Source organism: Lentzea sp. NPDC005914 (genome assembly GCF_040629405.1).
Taxonomy (GTDB): Bacteria; Actinomycetota; Actinomycetes; order Mycobacteriales; family Pseudonocardiaceae; genus Lentzea.
Genome location: NZ_JBEXVQ010000009.1, coordinates 243,705 through 258,365 on the forward strand (window position 1 = coordinate 243,705; position 14,661 = coordinate 258,365).

The 14,661-nt window shown below is 69.1% G+C and carries 14 protein-coding genes; 3 read left to right on the forward strand and 11 right to left on the reverse strand.

The genetic code is table 11. The features are described from left to right. Nucleotides 1–55 precede the first annotated feature (55 nt). The 9 genes from ABZ345_RS15900 to ABZ345_RS15940 form a co-directional block, all read right to left on the reverse strand. On the reverse strand, nucleotides 56–1,195 hold the full coding sequence (locus ABZ345_RS15900; RefSeq protein WP_359848141.1) for an N-acetylmuramoyl-L-alanine amidase: 1,140 nt from the start codon (nucleotides 1,193–1,195) through the stop codon (nucleotides 56–58). Nucleotides 1,196–1,413: 218 nt separating this feature from the next. Beyond that, nucleotides 1,414–1,743 carry a thioredoxin gene (trxA, locus tag ABZ345_RS15905; RefSeq protein WP_359848144.1) on the reverse strand — a complete coding sequence of 110 codons (330 nt, stop codon included), beginning with the start codon at nucleotides 1,741–1,743 and terminating at the stop codon, nucleotides 1,414–1,416. 28 nt (nucleotides 1,744–1,771) lie between these two features. After that, nucleotides 1,772–2,752, reverse strand: a complete 981-nt coding sequence (gene trxB / locus ABZ345_RS15910; RefSeq protein ID WP_359848147.1) for a thioredoxin-disulfide reductase — start codon at nucleotides 2,750–2,752, stop codon at nucleotides 1,772–1,774. Nucleotides 2,753–2,830: 78 nt separating this feature from the next. Further along, a complete protein-coding gene (locus ABZ345_RS15915; protein WP_359848150.1) occupies nucleotides 2,831–3,574 on the reverse strand; it encodes a hypothetical protein in 744 nt (247 codons plus the stop codon). Continuing rightward, on the reverse strand, nucleotides 3,571–4,188 hold the full coding sequence (gene sigM, locus ABZ345_RS15920) for an RNA polymerase sigma factor SigM (RefSeq protein WP_359848153.1): 618 nt from the start codon (nucleotides 4,186–4,188) through the stop codon (nucleotides 3,571–3,573). The genes ABZ345_RS15915 and sigM overlap by 4 nt, the downstream gene beginning before the upstream one ends. Before the next feature lie 67 nt (nucleotides 4,189–4,255). Next, nucleotides 4,256–5,782 carry a protein kinase family protein gene (locus ABZ345_RS15925; protein WP_359848155.1) on the reverse strand — a complete coding sequence of 509 codons (1,527 nt, stop codon included), beginning with the start codon at nucleotides 5,780–5,782 and terminating at the stop codon, nucleotides 4,256–4,258. 37 nt (nucleotides 5,783–5,819) lie between these two features. Further along, nucleotides 5,820–7,478, reverse strand: a complete 1,659-nt coding sequence (gene murJ / locus ABZ345_RS15930) for a murein biosynthesis integral membrane protein MurJ (protein WP_359848158.1) — start codon at nucleotides 7,476–7,478, stop codon at nucleotides 5,820–5,822. After that, entirely contained in the window at nucleotides 7,475–9,778 is a 2,304-nt protein-coding gene (locus ABZ345_RS15935) for a DUF6049 family protein (protein ID WP_359848160.1), read from the reverse strand. The genes murJ and ABZ345_RS15935 overlap by 4 nt, the downstream gene beginning before the upstream one ends. Continuing rightward, complete coding sequence (locus ABZ345_RS15940) at nucleotides 9,775–10,293, reverse strand: NUDIX hydrolase (protein ID WP_359848163.1); 519 nt, start codon at nucleotides 10,291–10,293, stop codon at nucleotides 9,775–9,777. Before ABZ345_RS15940 ends, ABZ345_RS15935 begins: the two co-directional genes overlap by 4 nt. A gap of 42 nt (nucleotides 10,294–10,335) precedes the next feature. Between ABZ345_RS15940 and ABZ345_RS15945 the strand changes: the two genes are divergently transcribed. Both ABZ345_RS15945 and ABZ345_RS15950 read left to right on the forward strand, forming a co-directional pair. Further along, nucleotides 10,336–11,772, forward strand: a complete 1,437-nt coding sequence (locus ABZ345_RS15945) for a CCA tRNA nucleotidyltransferase (protein ID WP_359848166.1) — start codon at nucleotides 10,336–10,338, stop codon at nucleotides 11,770–11,772. An 85-nt stretch (nucleotides 11,773–11,857) separates the two neighbouring features. After that, nucleotides 11,858–12,112, forward strand: coding sequence for a LuxR C-terminal-related transcriptional regulator (locus ABZ345_RS15950; RefSeq protein ID WP_359848169.1), 255 nt, complete (start codon nucleotides 11,858–11,860; stop codon nucleotides 12,110–12,112). Here the strand turns inward: ABZ345_RS15950 and ABZ345_RS15955 are convergent. Next, nucleotides 12,041–13,381 (reverse strand): MFS transporter, encoded by a 1,341-nt coding sequence (locus ABZ345_RS15955; RefSeq protein ID WP_359848172.1) that lies wholly within the window; start codon nucleotides 13,379–13,381, stop codon nucleotides 12,041–12,043. The two genes, ABZ345_RS15950 and ABZ345_RS15955, sit on opposite strands and share 72 nt — an antisense overlap. Nucleotides 13,382–13,618: 237 nt before the next feature. Here ABZ345_RS15955 and ABZ345_RS15960 point away from each other — a divergent pair, with 237 nt between their 5' ends. Beyond that, nucleotides 13,619–14,191: a YqgE/AlgH family protein gene (locus ABZ345_RS15960; RefSeq protein ID WP_359848175.1), complete on the forward strand. Its 573-nt coding sequence runs from the start codon at nucleotides 13,619–13,621 to the stop codon at nucleotides 14,189–14,191. 18 nt (nucleotides 14,192–14,209) lie between these two features. On the opposite strand, the gene ABZ345_RS15965 is transcribed toward ABZ345_RS15960, so the two are convergent. After that, nucleotides 14,210–14,614: an SdpI family protein gene (locus ABZ345_RS15965; RefSeq protein ID WP_359848178.1), complete on the reverse strand. Its 405-nt coding sequence runs from the start codon at nucleotides 14,612–14,614 to the stop codon at nucleotides 14,210–14,212. Nucleotides 14,615–14,661: the final 47 nt, after the last annotated feature.

Below are 14,661 nucleotides of genomic sequence, written 5' to 3' on the forward strand. Positions count from 1 at the left end.
TCACGCGAAAAGGGCCCCCTCCACGGCGGAGGGGGCCCTTTTTCACGCCTGAGATCTAGCCTTTGGCCATCTCGTAGCGCAGCAGGTCGTTGAACGTGAAGGTGCCCGTCGGCTGGTCGTCCTTGCCGAGCAGGTAGAGACGCTTCACGGACACGAGGATGCCCTCGGCCACGATGTCGCGGAAGCCGGGCGTGGCCAGCCGCGCGCGGTCGTCGGCGTTCGTCAGGTAGCCCACCTCGACGCGGACGGCCGTGCAACGGGTGAGCCGCAGCAGGTCCCACGTCTTCGGGTGCGAACCGCAGTTCTGCATCGACGTGCGGGCCGTGACCTCGCGCTGGATGAACCCTGCCAGCGCCTCGCCCACGGTCGACGACGTGCCGTTGCCGGTGCCGTAGTGGAACGTCGCCACGCCCTGAGCGTTCGGCGACTGGTTGCCGTCGGCGTGCAACGACAGGATCAGGTCGGCGCCTGCCTCGTTCGCGAACCGGGCGCGCTCCGCCTCGTCCGGGCAGTTCGCCGGACCACGCGTGAGCAGCGCCTCCATGCCGGTGGCGGCCATCTTGCCCTCGAGGCGGCGGGCCAGGTCCAGCATCAGGTCGGCCTCGGACACGCCGTCCACGACCACACCGCGGTCCTGCCCGCCGTGGCCTGGGTCGATGACGATCCGCTTGCCGGACAGACGCGAACCCGCGCTGCGGACCCGTTCCTGCTCGCGCAGCAGCACCGGACGGCCACCGCGGACCTTCGGCTGCAGTTGGCGCAACGCGCGCACGGTGTCAGGACCGCACATGCCGTCCACGATCAGGCCGTAGTCGCGCTGGAAGTTCTTCAGCGCCTGCTCGGTCTGCTGGCCGAACACGCCGTTCGCGCGGCCGGCGTCGTAACCCAGCTCCAGCAGGCGTTCCTGCAGCATCAGCACGTCGTCGCCGGTGGTCGGCTGCGACATCAGGTACGCGAGCGGGCGGTCGCCGAGTGAGAACGTCGCGTCGCGCAGCGCGCGGTAGGTCGCCGGGCCGACGATGCCGTCGATGATCAGCCCCCGCTGCTGCTGGAACGCTCGCACGGCGTGCTCGACCTGCTGGTCGAACACCGGCGGCGCCTGGGGGTCGGTCGGCGGAAGCATTCCGAGCCTGGTCAGGGTCGACCGGATCTCGGCAACATCACTTCCGACGTCCCCGCGGCGGAGCAGCTGCATGCACCCTCGCTCGACTAGGGCGCCGAACTTGGTCGGCGCGTCAGTTGGGAAGTCCTCATTGTGCCCTGCTGCGCTAAGTGATCGATGCAGGGCTACTCACAGTCGCACCGAGATCACGTTCCCGGTACCGAACAAGCGTGACCCGCCCGTCTTATCGGTAGACGGGCGGGTCACGTTGCGCGTTGCACTGGACTTCTTAGCCCATGCAACTTTTTTCGTCAGGCCAGGACGTCCTGCAGGTCCTTCAGCAGCGCTGCCTTGGGCTTCGCGCCGACGATCTGCTTCACCGGACGGCCGCCCTGGAACAGGATCAGCGTCGGCACGGACATGATCTGGTAGTCACGGGCGATCGCCGGGTTCGCGTCGATGTCGACCTTGGCGACGGTGAGCTTCTCGCCGTGCTCGGCGGCGATCTCCTCCAGCACCGGCGCAACCATCTTGCACGGGCCGCACCAGGTCGCCCAGAAGTCGACCAGAACGGGCTTCTCGCTGGTCAGCACGTCGTCCGCGAACGACTTGTCGGTCACCGTGACGGTGGCGCCTGCCATGTTCTCTCCCTAAAGCCTTGAAGAAACTTCAGTTGCTCTTGCCGTAGCCGCCGCCGACAGCCTCGGCGGCGATCTCCGCATGCTCTTCGCCGTGCTCGGCGAGCCACCGTTCCGCGTCGATCGCGGCGCTGCAACCCGAGCCGGCGGCCGTGATCGCCTGGCGGTACTCGTGGTCGACGAGGTCGCCTGCCGCGAACACGCCGTCCAGGTTCGTGTAGGAGGACTTGTCCTTCGTCAGGACGTAGCCCTCCTCGTCGAGGTCGACCTGGCCCTTGACCAGCGACGAGCGCGGGTCGTGGCCGATCGCGAGGAAGAAGCCGGTGACCGGCATCTCGGACTCGGCGCCGGTGACGGTGTCCTTGATCTTGATCGACGACACCGTTCCGTCGCCCAGCACGTCGGTGACCTGGGTGTTCAGCTGCCACTTGATCTTGTCGTTGGCGCGGGCGCGCTCGAGCATGACCTTGGAGGCGCGGAACTCCTCGCGGCGGTGGATGACCGTGACCGACTTGGCGAAGCGGGTGAGGAACGTCGCTTCCTCCATCGCCGTGTCACCGCCACCGACGACCGCGATGTCGTGGTCGCGGAAGAAGAAGCCGTCGCACGTCGCACAGGCCGACACACCGCGGCCGAGCAGCTCCTGCTCGCCGGGGATGTTCAGGTACCTGGCCGCCGCGCCCATCGCGAGGATGACCGCCTTGGCCTCGTACTCGACGCCGTTGGCGACGACCTTCTTGATCTCACCGGTCAGCTCGACGGACTCGACGTCCTCGGCACGCAGTTCGGCACCGAAGCGCTGAGCCTGCTCGCGCATCTGCTCCATGAGCTCGGGGCCCATGATGCCGTCGCGAAAGCCCGGGTAGTTCTCGACCTCGGTCGTCGTCATGAGGGCGCCGCCGTACTGCGAACCCTCGAAGACCAGGGGCTCGAGCTGCGCACGGGCGGCGTACACCGCCGCGGTGTAGCCCGCAGGCCCTGATCCGATGATGATCACGTTGCGCACGCTCACGGCCCCAGCAACTCCTCGATCTCGTCGTCTGTCTGGCTCAACGGATCGTAGGTGTAGCTAATTCCGTGACTTGAGCGACTACCGAGCGCCGATCGTGGTGTTCGCGAGGACGCCCTCGGGCTTGTCCGGTCCGCAGGTCTTCGGATCCAGCACGACCAGGCGATATTGCCCGAGACCGGCGGGCAGGATCGCCATCACGGCGTCCTTGCCGTCGAGGGTGATCGGGCTGATGCCCAGCGGGTTGCCCGAGCTCGTGATGCCGCCGCCCTTGAGACAGCCAGCGAGGCGGTCCGGGGTCTCCAGCGGGCCGAAGTTCTGCGCTTTGAGCACGTCGCTGACCGCGGAGCCGAGCTGGTCGCTGCTCAACGCGAGCGGCGGGGCGGTCACGTTCGAGGACGGCTTCGGGCTCTCCTGCGCGGCCGGCGGGGTGTTCGCCTGCTGCCCACCTGGGGAGACGGCCAGCACGATGCCGAACGCGGCGGCGGCCGCGACCAGCACGCCGGCACCACCGAGGCCGAGCCTGCGGTTGCGGCGCTTGCGCGCGTCGTCCAGCGACACGACGGGTGCGGCGGGACGGGCCTCGGCGGCGAGCGCGGCGTCGATCCGGGCAGCCACGTGGTCGGGCATGGGGATCGGCGGCAACGCCTGCAGGTCCTCCAGCGTGGCGTCCAGCGCCTGCAGGATCTCCCTGGCCTCAGCGTCCGCCTCGACCCTCGGGCGCAGCTGTGCGGCGACCTCAGGGGGCAGCACGCCCGCGTGCAGGTCCGCGATGAGGTCTACCGACCACGGCGGACCCATCGGCACGCGCTCCATGCCGGTCATCGGCCCTCCCACTGACGTTGCTCTTGCACATTCACACCGTCAGCTGGGACGTTCGCATCTGCGATTCGGTTCCTGAGGTGCCCGAGAACTTTGGCTAGCTTGGCGCGACCCCGCGCGCACCTGCTCTTGACCGTGCCTTCCGCGATGCCGAGCATCTTCGCCGTCTCCGCGACGGAGTAGCCCTCGACGTCGACGAGCACGATGGGCGCCCGCTGCTCTTCCGGCAGCTCCATCAGCGCTTCCTGCACCATCAGGCTGGTCTCGCGGTCGCTCATCGCGTCACGGGGCGCGACGGGCTCACCGGGGCCGGCCTCGGGCAGCGGCACTGTCGGTCTTGTTTGTCGCCGTCTCATCCGGTCGAGGCACGCGTTGACCACGATCCGGTGAAGCCAGGTGGTGACCTGTGACTCCGCGCGGAACGACGAGGCCGCGCGGAAGGCCGAGATGAACGCCTCCTGCAGCGCGTCCGCGGCCTCCTCGGGGTCCCGCAGCGTGCGCAGCGCCACGGCCCACATCCGGTCGCGGTGGCGCTTCACCAGCTCCGAGAACGCGTAGGGGTCACCTGCGGCGTGGGCCGAGATGAGATCGGCGTCCGAGCTGGCTGCGGCGGTCACGGGACGCACTTTAGCGAGGACGATCACAGATCACCCGGACAGGGCTACCCACGGTGCCGAGGTAGTTCTACTGGGCTCGCGTGTAGAGGATCTCGCGGATTTCGGACTGGTTCTTGCCGCCACCGGAGTTCGTCAGCTGCGTGATCCAGATCAGCACGTGACCGGTCGGTTCGTGTTCGTTGAGCTGGATCTGCGTCTGCCCGTCCGACAGGTCCGCGACCCCGATGACCTTGGTCTCCTCCAGCGGCGCGTCCAGCGCAGAGGCCACCCTGATCTCGACGTGCGTGCCCTTGCTGGGCGAGGTGATCGTGACCGACGCCAGCCGCACCGGCTCGGCGAACGAGGCCATCAGCCCGATGCCGGGCTTCAGGGTCGGGAACTGCTGGAAGTAGTTGTCCGTCCGCCAGAACGTGGACGCGTTGTTGTCGACCGCCCGGCTCGCCTGGTTCGCGTTGTCCGGCTGGTTCGTCACGTCGTAGACGCCGATCCGGCCCGGCTGTACCGGTCCGGCAGGCGTGGGCACGGGCGCGGTCTGGCCGTTCGACCCCGGCTGGTTGATCACCACGGTCGGGCCGCCGCCACGGGAGGGCTCGTCGCTGAAGAACCCGACGATCTGCACGCTCAGCCACACGATCACGGTCAGCGTGGCCAGCGCGAGCACGCCGACGCTGATCCACAGCTTCTTCTTCTGCTGCTTGTCCTGCACCGGGCGCTGCGTCGTCCACACCACGGCGTCGTCATCGTCGGCGCGCGAGCGGGACGCCGACACGGCGGGGATCAGCGAGGTCTCGGCCTCTTCGGCCGCGATCTGGTTGAGCACCTGCAGGATGGCCGCCGACGTGCGGATACCGCCCACCGAGGTGTCTTCCAGCGAACGCACCGCGACGGACGACAGCTCGTGCGGCAGGTACGGGTGCAGCGCGTTCGGTGCCACGACAGACCCGTCCGGCCCGGTCGGGGCGACCGGCACGCCACCGGGGCCGCCCGGCAGCGCCCACCGGCCGGTGAGCAGCAGGTACAGGATCGCGCCCAGGCCCTTGACGTCGTCGCGCGCGATCGCGTCCGGCCTGGGACCGGGGAACGCGAGGCGCAGGCGGCCGTCCGAGGTGACCCGGATGCGCTGCGGGTGATCCGCGCCCAGAACGAGACCGGCGTGGTGCGCGCCCTCGATGGCGGCGCCCAGCGGTTCGAGCAGGCGGGTGGCGGCGCCCGCGGGCAGCGGGCCCTCCGCGATCAGGTCCATCAGGTCGGTGCCCTGGGTCCACTCGGCGACGACCATGCCGAGGATGCCCTCGTCCGGCCGGATTCCGGTGCCGGGCGTGAGGACGTCGATGACCCTGGAGACACCGGGGTGCGTGAACGACGCGGCGTGCATCGCACGTTCGACCGTTCGGCGCGCACGAGCCGCGGCGTCGTTGTCGGCCAGGTCTCCGAGCAGCACCGTCAGCGCCACGTCGCGGTTGAGCTGACCGTCCCTCGCTCGCCACAGCTCTGCCTTGGAACGATCATCCGCGCCTGATTTGGCGAGCAGGCGGTAGCGGCCGTTGCCGATGACGCCGCCGGGGACCAGGGCGGCGTGAACTCCGCTACTCACGGGCACGAGGGTACGGGACGACGCTCACAGCCCGGAGTCACCGCCGCCGCACCAATTGGTTGATCTTGTCGATGGCCGGCTTCATCTCGGGTACGCGGAATGCCGCCAAAAGGCCGAACGCGAGCGGCAGACCGATCAACGTCACCACGATGACCTCGACCCAGCTGGCCACGACCACCTCGGTCTTGGTGGACGCGTCCGACAGGCCGAGTCCGTGCTGGACGAGCCAGTTGGCTCCGGTGGCCACCGCGAACGCCAGCGAGGAGGCGACGACGGTCAGGCAGACGGTCCAGATCGTGAAACCGGTGCGCAGGCGGCCGAGCCGGATCCGCAGCCACACCTGACCGACGACCGCGCCGAAGACGAAGCTGAGCGACATCGCGAGCGACATGCCGACGCCGAGCTGCTCCGGCTTGGCCACCGCGACGAAGAAGTAGATCAACCCGATCCGGACCGCCACGATCAGCGCCTGGATCAGCGTGGGCGTGCGGGCGTCCTTCATCGCGTAGAAGACCCGGAGCTGCAGCAGCGTGATCGCGTACGGCACGAGCCCGAACGCGGACATGGCGAGCGCGATGCCGATGCCGGTACCGCCCTCGACACCCGACCGGCCGAACCCGAAGGCCGCGATGCCGATCGCCACCCCGGAGACGGTCATCAGCGCGCTGAACGGCATCAGCAGGATCGTCGACATGCGGTTGCCGAACAGCAGGTCGCGGACGATCTGGTCGTTGTCCCCGTGCGCGGCGGACCGGCTCATCCTCGGCATCAGCGCCGTCAGCAGCGACACGCCGAGCACGCCGTAGGGCACCTGGGCGATGAGCCACTGGAAGTTGAACGCGGTGAGCGCTCCGCCGGCCTCGGTCGCGGCGTTCGTCAGCACGGTCATGCTGGCGAAACCGAGGGCCACGTAGAGCAGCACCCAGAACGCGAGCCCGCCGAACTCCGACAACCGCGAGTCCCAGCCGAGCCGCCACTTGAACCGGAAGCCGGTCTTCTTGAGCGCCGGGATCAGCACGGCGGCCTGCACGGCCACGCCGAGCGCGGTACCGAGACCGAGCACCAGCAGGTGCGTGTCGGTCATCCGCACCGGGTTGATCGTGAGATCGCCGGGCAGCAACGCGTAGGCGGCGAGCACGCCGATGACGACGACGTTGTTCAGCACCGGCGCCCAGGTGGGCAGGCCGAACACGTGCCGGGCGTTCAGCACCGCGCTGATCAGCGCGGTCAGGCCGTAGAACACGATGCCGGGCAGGATCAGGTACGCGAACGCGGTCACGACCTCGGGCTTCGCGTCGCCCGTGTCGGAGATGAAGAGGTCCGTGAGCAGCGGTGCGCACGCCACGGCGATGATCGTGCCGACGCCGAGGATGGCCGTGCCCATGCTGATCAGCCACTGGGCGTAGGACTCACCGCCGTCGCCGTCCTCTTTTTCGGCCCGCACCAGCAGCGGGATCGCCACGCTGGTCAGGATGCCGCCGAGGAGCAGCTCGTTGATCATCGTCGGCAGCGTGGACGCCGCCTGGTACGAGTCGCTGAGCCAGCCGGCGCCGAGGACGGCCACCAGCAGCACCTTCGACAGCAGGCCGGTGACTCGGCTGACGATCGTCGCGATCGCCATCGAGCCGCTGGCCTTCGCGACCGAAGGTGCCTGCTTCTGCTGCTCTGGTTCGGTGGTCGTGGCTGTCTCGCTCACGCGCTCGACTTCTCCGGTGTGACGTTCTCGATGGACGGTGCGTCGCCGCCGTTCTCGCCGTTGCGAGCACGGACCCGCTTGTAGATGCGTCGTCCGGAAAGCAGGACGAGCGCGATCGCGGCGATCACGGTGACGATCACCGTGATGGTGCCGTAGGCGGAAGACGACACCTCCAGCTTGACAGTGTCACCCAGAGCGACGCCCTCGGGAGTGGTCAGCCGGACGTTGACGGGGAACCTGCCGGACCGCAGCACCTCGACCGGCACCCGCACGACGCGCTCGCCGCGGGCGGGAAGTACCTGGTCAGCGAGGTCGAGCTTGCGGATGCCCGGCGTGTCGGCCAGCACGATCCGCACGGTGACGCGGACGTCGAGCTTGTTCGTGATGGTGACGGGAATGGGACTGTCGCCGGAGCCGAGCAGGATCGGGCTCGCGGGCGGAGTCACACCGACCATGCCGGTCAGCGAGTTCAGCTCGGCCTGGCTGATGTACGCGGTGGACCGCGCGCCCTCCTCGTTCGACCGCCACGCGCCGGACATCGCGCGCAGCAGGCCGAGCCACAGCGGGTCGGAGAGGTCGCCGGGCGTGGCGTGCTCGCTGTCTTCCTGCTGCATCGACGCGACCATGCCGTTGAGCTCGGCGCTCTGCCTGGTCACCGCGTCGGCGATGGTGGCGGAGATCTCACGCGCACCGGCCTCCGGCGGGTAGGTGACCTTGGCGGTCGTCACCGTCGGCGTGGCCTTGGTCAGCTCCTCGAGACCGGTCTGGGTCGCGTAGCCGCTGGCGAGCAACCGCTGGGCGGTGCTCAGGAACTCGGTCATCTCCGAGAGCGGCGCGTTCCACCGGCGCGGCGGCGTGACCAGCACGTTTCGGCCGTCGCCCTGCCAGCCGGCGCGGAACACCAGCACCGACAGCGCGTTCTGCACCGACACCGGCTGGCTCTCGACCGGCGTGGTTACACCGGAGAGCGTGCGCGGCCTGGAGGCACTTCCCTGCAGCGCGTCCGAGACCATCGAGTCGATCTTCACGGCGGTCACGGGGTGCTGACCCGCGATGCCGACCGGACCGGTGCCGGGCGCGTCGGCCAGGCCCGTCGGGTCGAGCAGGACCGACTTCATGCCCGCGTACTTCTGCTCGGGCTGGGGCGTGGTCAGCTCGTCGAACGTCGGCTGGTCCAGCACGCCGTCCTCTGGCCACACGAAGTCCGGCAGCGGCTGGACGCCGAGGATCTGCTGGATGAGCTTGGGGCCGTCGGTCAGCGCGAGCGTCCGCATGTTCGTGAGCTTCGCCCTGTTCAACGCCACGAGGTCGGCGTCGGCGTACGGCAGCGCGACGACGCAACGGCCGGTGACGGCGAGCTTGAGCCGGTCGAGCCACAGCTTCGCCTCGGCCCTGCCCGTGCCCTCGACGCCACCGCGTACCCGGTAGCCCGTGCTCATCGCCTGGATCGTGCGCAGCAGGTCGGGGTCGATGGCCAGGCACATCGAGGTGCTCATGGACCCGATCGCCTGCTCGTAGGCCTGCAGCAGGCCGTAGAGCCGTCCGGTGGCCGAGAGCGACGCCACGAGCTCGTCGTCGACCAGCTCGGACTGACCCTCGCCGCCGGTCCTGACCAGCCGGGGCCGGTCCGCGATGGGCCACAGGACGGTGAGCTTCGCCGCGGCGCCCGGCCTGCCCTTGGTCTCGCCGCCGGGCACGCCCAGCACGGGCAGCAGCGTCGAGAGGGCCGCGAGCCGCGCCTGGCCGCCGTAGTCGGGACGGCCGTTGATGTTGGCGAGGATCGGGTAGATGCCCGGCTGCTCGATCGCGAGCGAGGTGGGCGCATTCCCGCGCAACGGCACCTCGAGCGTGAAGTCCTGCTGCTGGCCTGCCTCGAGCGCGTCGGCGACCTTGGTGAAGTTCGGCTGGATGAACTCGGCCGCCGCGGGCTCCCGCAACGCCTTGCGCAGGTCGTCCTCGGACTCGAGCGGCTCGCCGCGCTCCAGGCGCAGCACGATGTCGGACACCTTGCGGTCGCCGACGTTGACGATCTTGCCGGTGATCTTGACGGTGCTCGGTGAGTCACCCGTCACGAACCGGGGTGTGAGCTGGGCGATGTCGAGCCGCAGGAACTGCGGCTGCTGCTGGCCCGGCTGCGCGGAGAGGGTTCTCGTCGCCCACACCTGGGTGGCGGGCGCGGGCATGAACGGCAGCGCGTCGATCTCGTCCGGCTGTGACTGCTCGACGGCGCCCGCGGGCGGCGTGACGGTCACCAGGCACGCGGCGACAGCGGCTGTGCAGAACAGCTTCCTCAGGCTCACGCCGACTCCGCCCCGTTCCGGCAGCGGTCGGCGAGCAGTTCGGCTGCTCGGCGGACCAGACGGCGCTCATCGGCATACGCGAGTCGCTCGTCCAGCTCGCCGAGTGGCACCCACGCCACCTCGGTGACCTCCACGTCTTCGTCGGAAAGCTCTCCCCCCAGCGCTTCGAGGAGGAAGTGGTGAACCGTCTTGTGCACCCGGCGGTCGTCAGCGACGAACCAGTAGTCGATCGACCCCAACGGGCGAACCACCCTGCTATGAATACCGGTCTCCTCGGCGACCTCGCGCACCGCGGTCTGTTCCGCGGTCTCGCCTGCCTCGATGTGACCCTTCGGCAAAGACCACAGCAACCGGCCGCGCCGGTCAAGTCTGCCGATCACCGCGGCCCGTTGCTCGCCGTCGAGCACCAGGCCGCCCGCCGACGTCTCGTCGACCGTCTTGAGCCTTCTGCCCCGCCGCTTCTTCCGGCGCCCCGGCTTGGGGCCTCCTCCGGATCGTGCGGTCGACGCGGGCATACGGCCGATCGTACTTACGAACCTTAAGTACGCTGGTTTCTCGTGTCTCGATCGCTCCAGCAGAATGCGGTGGTGGAACAGCCCGCCATCACACCAGTCGTCGCCGAGCTCGCCGCTCGGTTCGCCGCCGAGGGCAAGCGCCTCTACCTCGTGGGCGGCAGTGTGCGCGACGCCGTGCTGGGGCGCCCGACGAACGACTTCGACTTCACCACCGACGCGCGTCCCGCCGAGATCCAGAAGCTGCTCAGCGGCTGGGCGGACGCCCAGTGGGACACCGGAATCGCGTTCGGCACGGTCGGCGCCTCGAAGAAGGGCGAGATCATCGAGATCACGACCTTCCGCGCGGACACCTACGACGGCGTCACCCGCAACCCCGAGGTGACCTTCGGCGACACGATCGACGGCGACCTGGTCCGACGTGACTTCACGGTCAACGCGATGGCGTTCGACGTCGTGGCCGGCGAGTTCGTGGACCCGACCGGTGGCCTTGCGGCTGCGCGTGAAGGCGTGCTCGACACGCCGGCGACCCCGCAGGAGTCGTTCGGCGACGACCCGTTGCGGATGCTGCGTGCGGCGCGGTTCGTCTCCCAGCTGGGCTTCACCGCCGCGCCGCGGGTGGTCGAGGCGATGCGGTCGATGGCAGGCCAAATCGCCCGCATCACGCCGGAGCGAGTGCAGGTGGAGCTCTCGAAGCTCCTGTGCGGCGCGCACCCGCGCCGCGGCATCGAGCTCATGGTGGAGACCGGGCTGGCCGACGTCGTGCTGCCCGAGCTCACGGCCATGAAGCTGGAAATCGACGAACACCATCAGCACAAGGACGTCTTCGACCACTCGCTGGTTGTGCTGGAACAGGCAATTGATCTTGAAGATGTTGATCAATCACCCGATCTGGTGCTGAGGATCGCGGCACTCCTGCACGACATCGGCAAACCGGCTACCCGGAAGTTCGAGCCCGGCGGCGGTGTCTCGTTCCACCACCACGAGGTCGTGGGCGCGAAGATGGTTCGCAAGCGCTTGCGGGCGTTGCGGTACTCGAAGGAGATCACCGAGGACGTCGCCAAGCTCGTCTACCTGCACCTGCGCTTCCACGGCTACGGCAACGGCGAGTGGACCGACTCGGCCGTGCGCCGGTACGTGACCGACGCGGGAGACCTGCTGACGCGGCTGCACAAGCTCGTCCGTGCCGACTGCACGACCCGCAACAAGCGCAAGGCGAGCCTGCTGAAGCGGACGTACGACTCTCTCGAGGAACGCATCGCGCGCATCGCTGCCGAGGAAGACCTCGCGCGCGTGCGGCCGGACCTCGACGGCAACGAGATCATGAAGCTGCTCGGGCTGGCACCGGGCCGGCAGGTCGGTGAGGCGTGGAAGTTCCTCAAGGAGCTGCGGCTCGACCGGGGGCCGCTGGGGCGCGACGAGGCCGAGGCCGCGTTGCTCGACTGGGCGCGCGAACAGGGCATCACTCCGCCATCCGTGTGACACATGGTGAGCGCATGACATCCCCGCGTTAGCGAACTGACAGCGCGGGGCTGCACCATGGGCAGTGCTCATGGGGGTGATGCAGATGTTCACTTGGGGACTTTCCGCAGGTCCTGCGGTATACGACCTGGAAGTGCTGACCGACGACCAACGGGCCGTGCTGAGGTGTCTCGCGCGCGGTCACGCCGACCACGAGATCGCCCGCGTGCTCGGCATCGGGCAACAGCAGGTGGCCGACGAGGTGGCCGAGATCCTGCGGCGCCTGGATCTACCCGATCGGGTGGCTGCCGTCGTTTTCGCGCACAAGGCCGGGATGTTGCACCTGCCGTTTCCGCGCTAGCAGGAGCAGGTAGGCGCCCAGCCCGATCACGTAGAGCCCGGCGGCGGTGATGATGAGAGCGGGCGAACGCCCGTCCAGGGGGACCACCGTCGCCGTGATGGACACCGCGGTGACCTGCGCGACGTTGAAGAGCGTGTCGTAGAGGGAGAAGACCCGGCCGCGCACCTCGTCACGGACGTCGTGCTGCACCGCGGTGTCCACGCACAGCTTGACGATCTGACCGGCGAAGATGATCAGGAAGCTCGCCCCGAGGATGGACGGCAGCGTCATCGGCAGCCCGAGCCCGATCTGCGCGGCGCACGTGAGCATCAGCGCGCCGCAGATCGTGGTCTTCACACCGAACCTGTCGACGATCCGGTCGGTGAAGATGCCGGCGAGCAGGATGCCCGCGCCTCCCGCCACCGCGACCTCGCCGAGCCCGCCGATGCCCGCCTTGAGGAAGCCGACGTCGTGCAGGCTGTAGCGCATCAGCAGCAGCGTGACCATGAGGCTCACGCCGAACGCGGCCCGGTGCGCGAGCAGTGCGGCCAGCCCGGCCGTGACGTTCGGGGTGTGCCAGGTGGCCTTCGCGCCGTCCACCAGACCTCGTGCGACGGCCCTGAACGCGTTGGGCGGCTCGTCGACCTCGTCCGGCCCGAGCACGCCGGCCTTGAACCTGCTGGCGATGAACGCGCTGGTCAGCATGCCCACGAGAGCGATGCTGGTCGTCCATCCCGAGCCGCCGTCACCGGCACCCAGCAGCGTGCGGAACCCGATCGCACAGGCCGCGCCGATCACGGCGGTGATCGCTCCGGCGGTCGTGGCCAGCGCGTTCGCCTCGACCAGGTGGTCCTCGTGGACGACGTGCGGGAGGGAGGCGGAAAGTCCTGAACCGACGAACCGGCCGATGCCCATGACGACCAGTGCGGAGATGTAGAGCGGCAACCCGCTCAGCCCCGCGCCGACCGCCAGAGCGGTGAGCAGGACGAAGGCAGCGCGTGAGACGTTCGCCACCACGATGACCTTCTTGCGGTCCCATCGGTCGAGCAGCGCGCCCGCGAACGGCCCCACGATCGAGTACGGCAGCAGGAGCACGGCGAACCCGGCCGCGATGGCAGCGGGATCGGCCTGCCGCTCGGGGTTGAAGAGCACAGCGCCGGCGAGCCCGGCCTGGAAGAGTCCGTCACCCCATTGCGACGCGAGGCGGGTGGCGAGAAGCCTGCGGTACTCGGGGATGCCGAGGAACCGGCGTGATCCCCAGTGGTGCTTATCCACCGCAAGCGTTGTCACCGCTGCACTCTATGCGCGCTCGGGTGAAAACCACGAAAGCCGGACCTCTCGGTCCGGCTCCCCTGGGCCGGATGCCAGGTCGCCTCACGGCGCGGTGCACTACGCGGCTCCAGCCGTACGGTATTCCGCGAAGGCGGTTGTCTGTTGAGCCCGGGGGACACAAAGACATCCGACACCTGAGTCTAACGGGGCGCGGCCCTGAGTTGTTCCGGCGATCACGGGTGATTTCATGGTGACGTGCGTCCCGATGCCGAAGTCGAGCCAGGCTCCCTCTTGGTTGCCGCTCCGAGCCTGAACGACCCGAACTTCACACGCACCGTCGTCTACATCATCGACCAACGTCCAGAGGGGACCCTCGGCGTCGTGCTGAACCGCCCCTCCGAGGTGGCGGTCCACGACGTACTGCCGCCGTGGGGTTCACACGTGACGAAGCCGCAGTGCATCTACATCGGCGGTCCGGTCGAGCAGAAGACGGCGCTGTGCCTGGCAGCCTTGAAGGCGGGCACCGACCCGTCGGCTGTGGAGGGTCTGGTCGGCGTGCAAGGCCCGGTCGCGTTGATCGACCTCGACGCCGAGCCGGACGACCTGATGCCGCTGGTGCGCGGCCTGCGAGTGTTCGCGGGCTACGCGGGCTGGGGCGAGGGCCAGCTCGCCGGTGAGATCGAGCGCGGTGACTGGATCGTCGTGACCGGGCTGGCCGATGACGTGCTCGTAGGCGCGAAGGTCGACCTGTGGGGACGGGTGCTGCGCCGGCAGGGAATGCCGCTGGCGCTGCTGTCCACCTATCCCAAGGACGTCCGCGAGAACTGATTCACGTGAAACGTCGAGTTACAGGCCGGCGAGCGGGGAGCAACCGCCGCCACCGCAAGCGCAGCCACCGCAGCCCTTGGGCTTGACCGGCTCCGGCACCAGCGCCGCCGCCCGGCTGCCCACGATCCCGCCGGCGAAGGCGATCGCGAGCGCGCCGACCAGTCCGATGATCCCAGCGGTCACGGCCAGGTCGGCCATGACGAACGACATGGCGCCCGACACGATCGCGACCACGCCGGCCGCCACGTTAGGCACCCCGGCGACGCGGTTGGCCAGCGCGAACGTCTCCTCGTCGCGCAGTGCCGCCGCCGTGCGCACGCCGACGAAGCGGTTGCGTCGCAGCTTGCCCTGCAGACCCAGCAGACCGACCGCGCCGAGAGCGACGCCGAGCACACCCAGGACGACCGACAGCACGATGTTCACCCCAAGAGGGTAAGGCGGAACCTGCGTTCACCTCGAAGTCACCCCGG

Coding starts and splice junctions, on each gene's coding strand:
- ABZ345_RS15950 (WP_359848169.1), top strand. CDS start 11,858: ATGTTCACTTGGGGACTTTCCGCAGGTCCTGCGGTATACGACCTGGAA.
- ABZ345_RS15915 (WP_359848150.1), bottom strand. CDS start 3,574: ATGACCGGCATGGAGCGCGTGCCGATGGGTCCGCCGTGGTCGGTAGAC.
- ABZ345_RS15940 (WP_359848163.1), bottom strand. CDS start 10,293: ATGCCCGCGTCGACCGCACGATCCGGAGGAGGCCCCAAGCCGGGGCGC.
- trxA (WP_359848144.1), bottom strand. CDS start 1,743: ATGGCAGGCGCCACCGTCACGGTGACCGACAAGTCGTTCGCGGACGAC.
- ABZ345_RS15900 (WP_359848141.1), bottom strand. CDS start 1,195: ATGCAGCTGCTCCGCCGCGGGGACGTCGGAAGTGATGTTGCCGAGATC.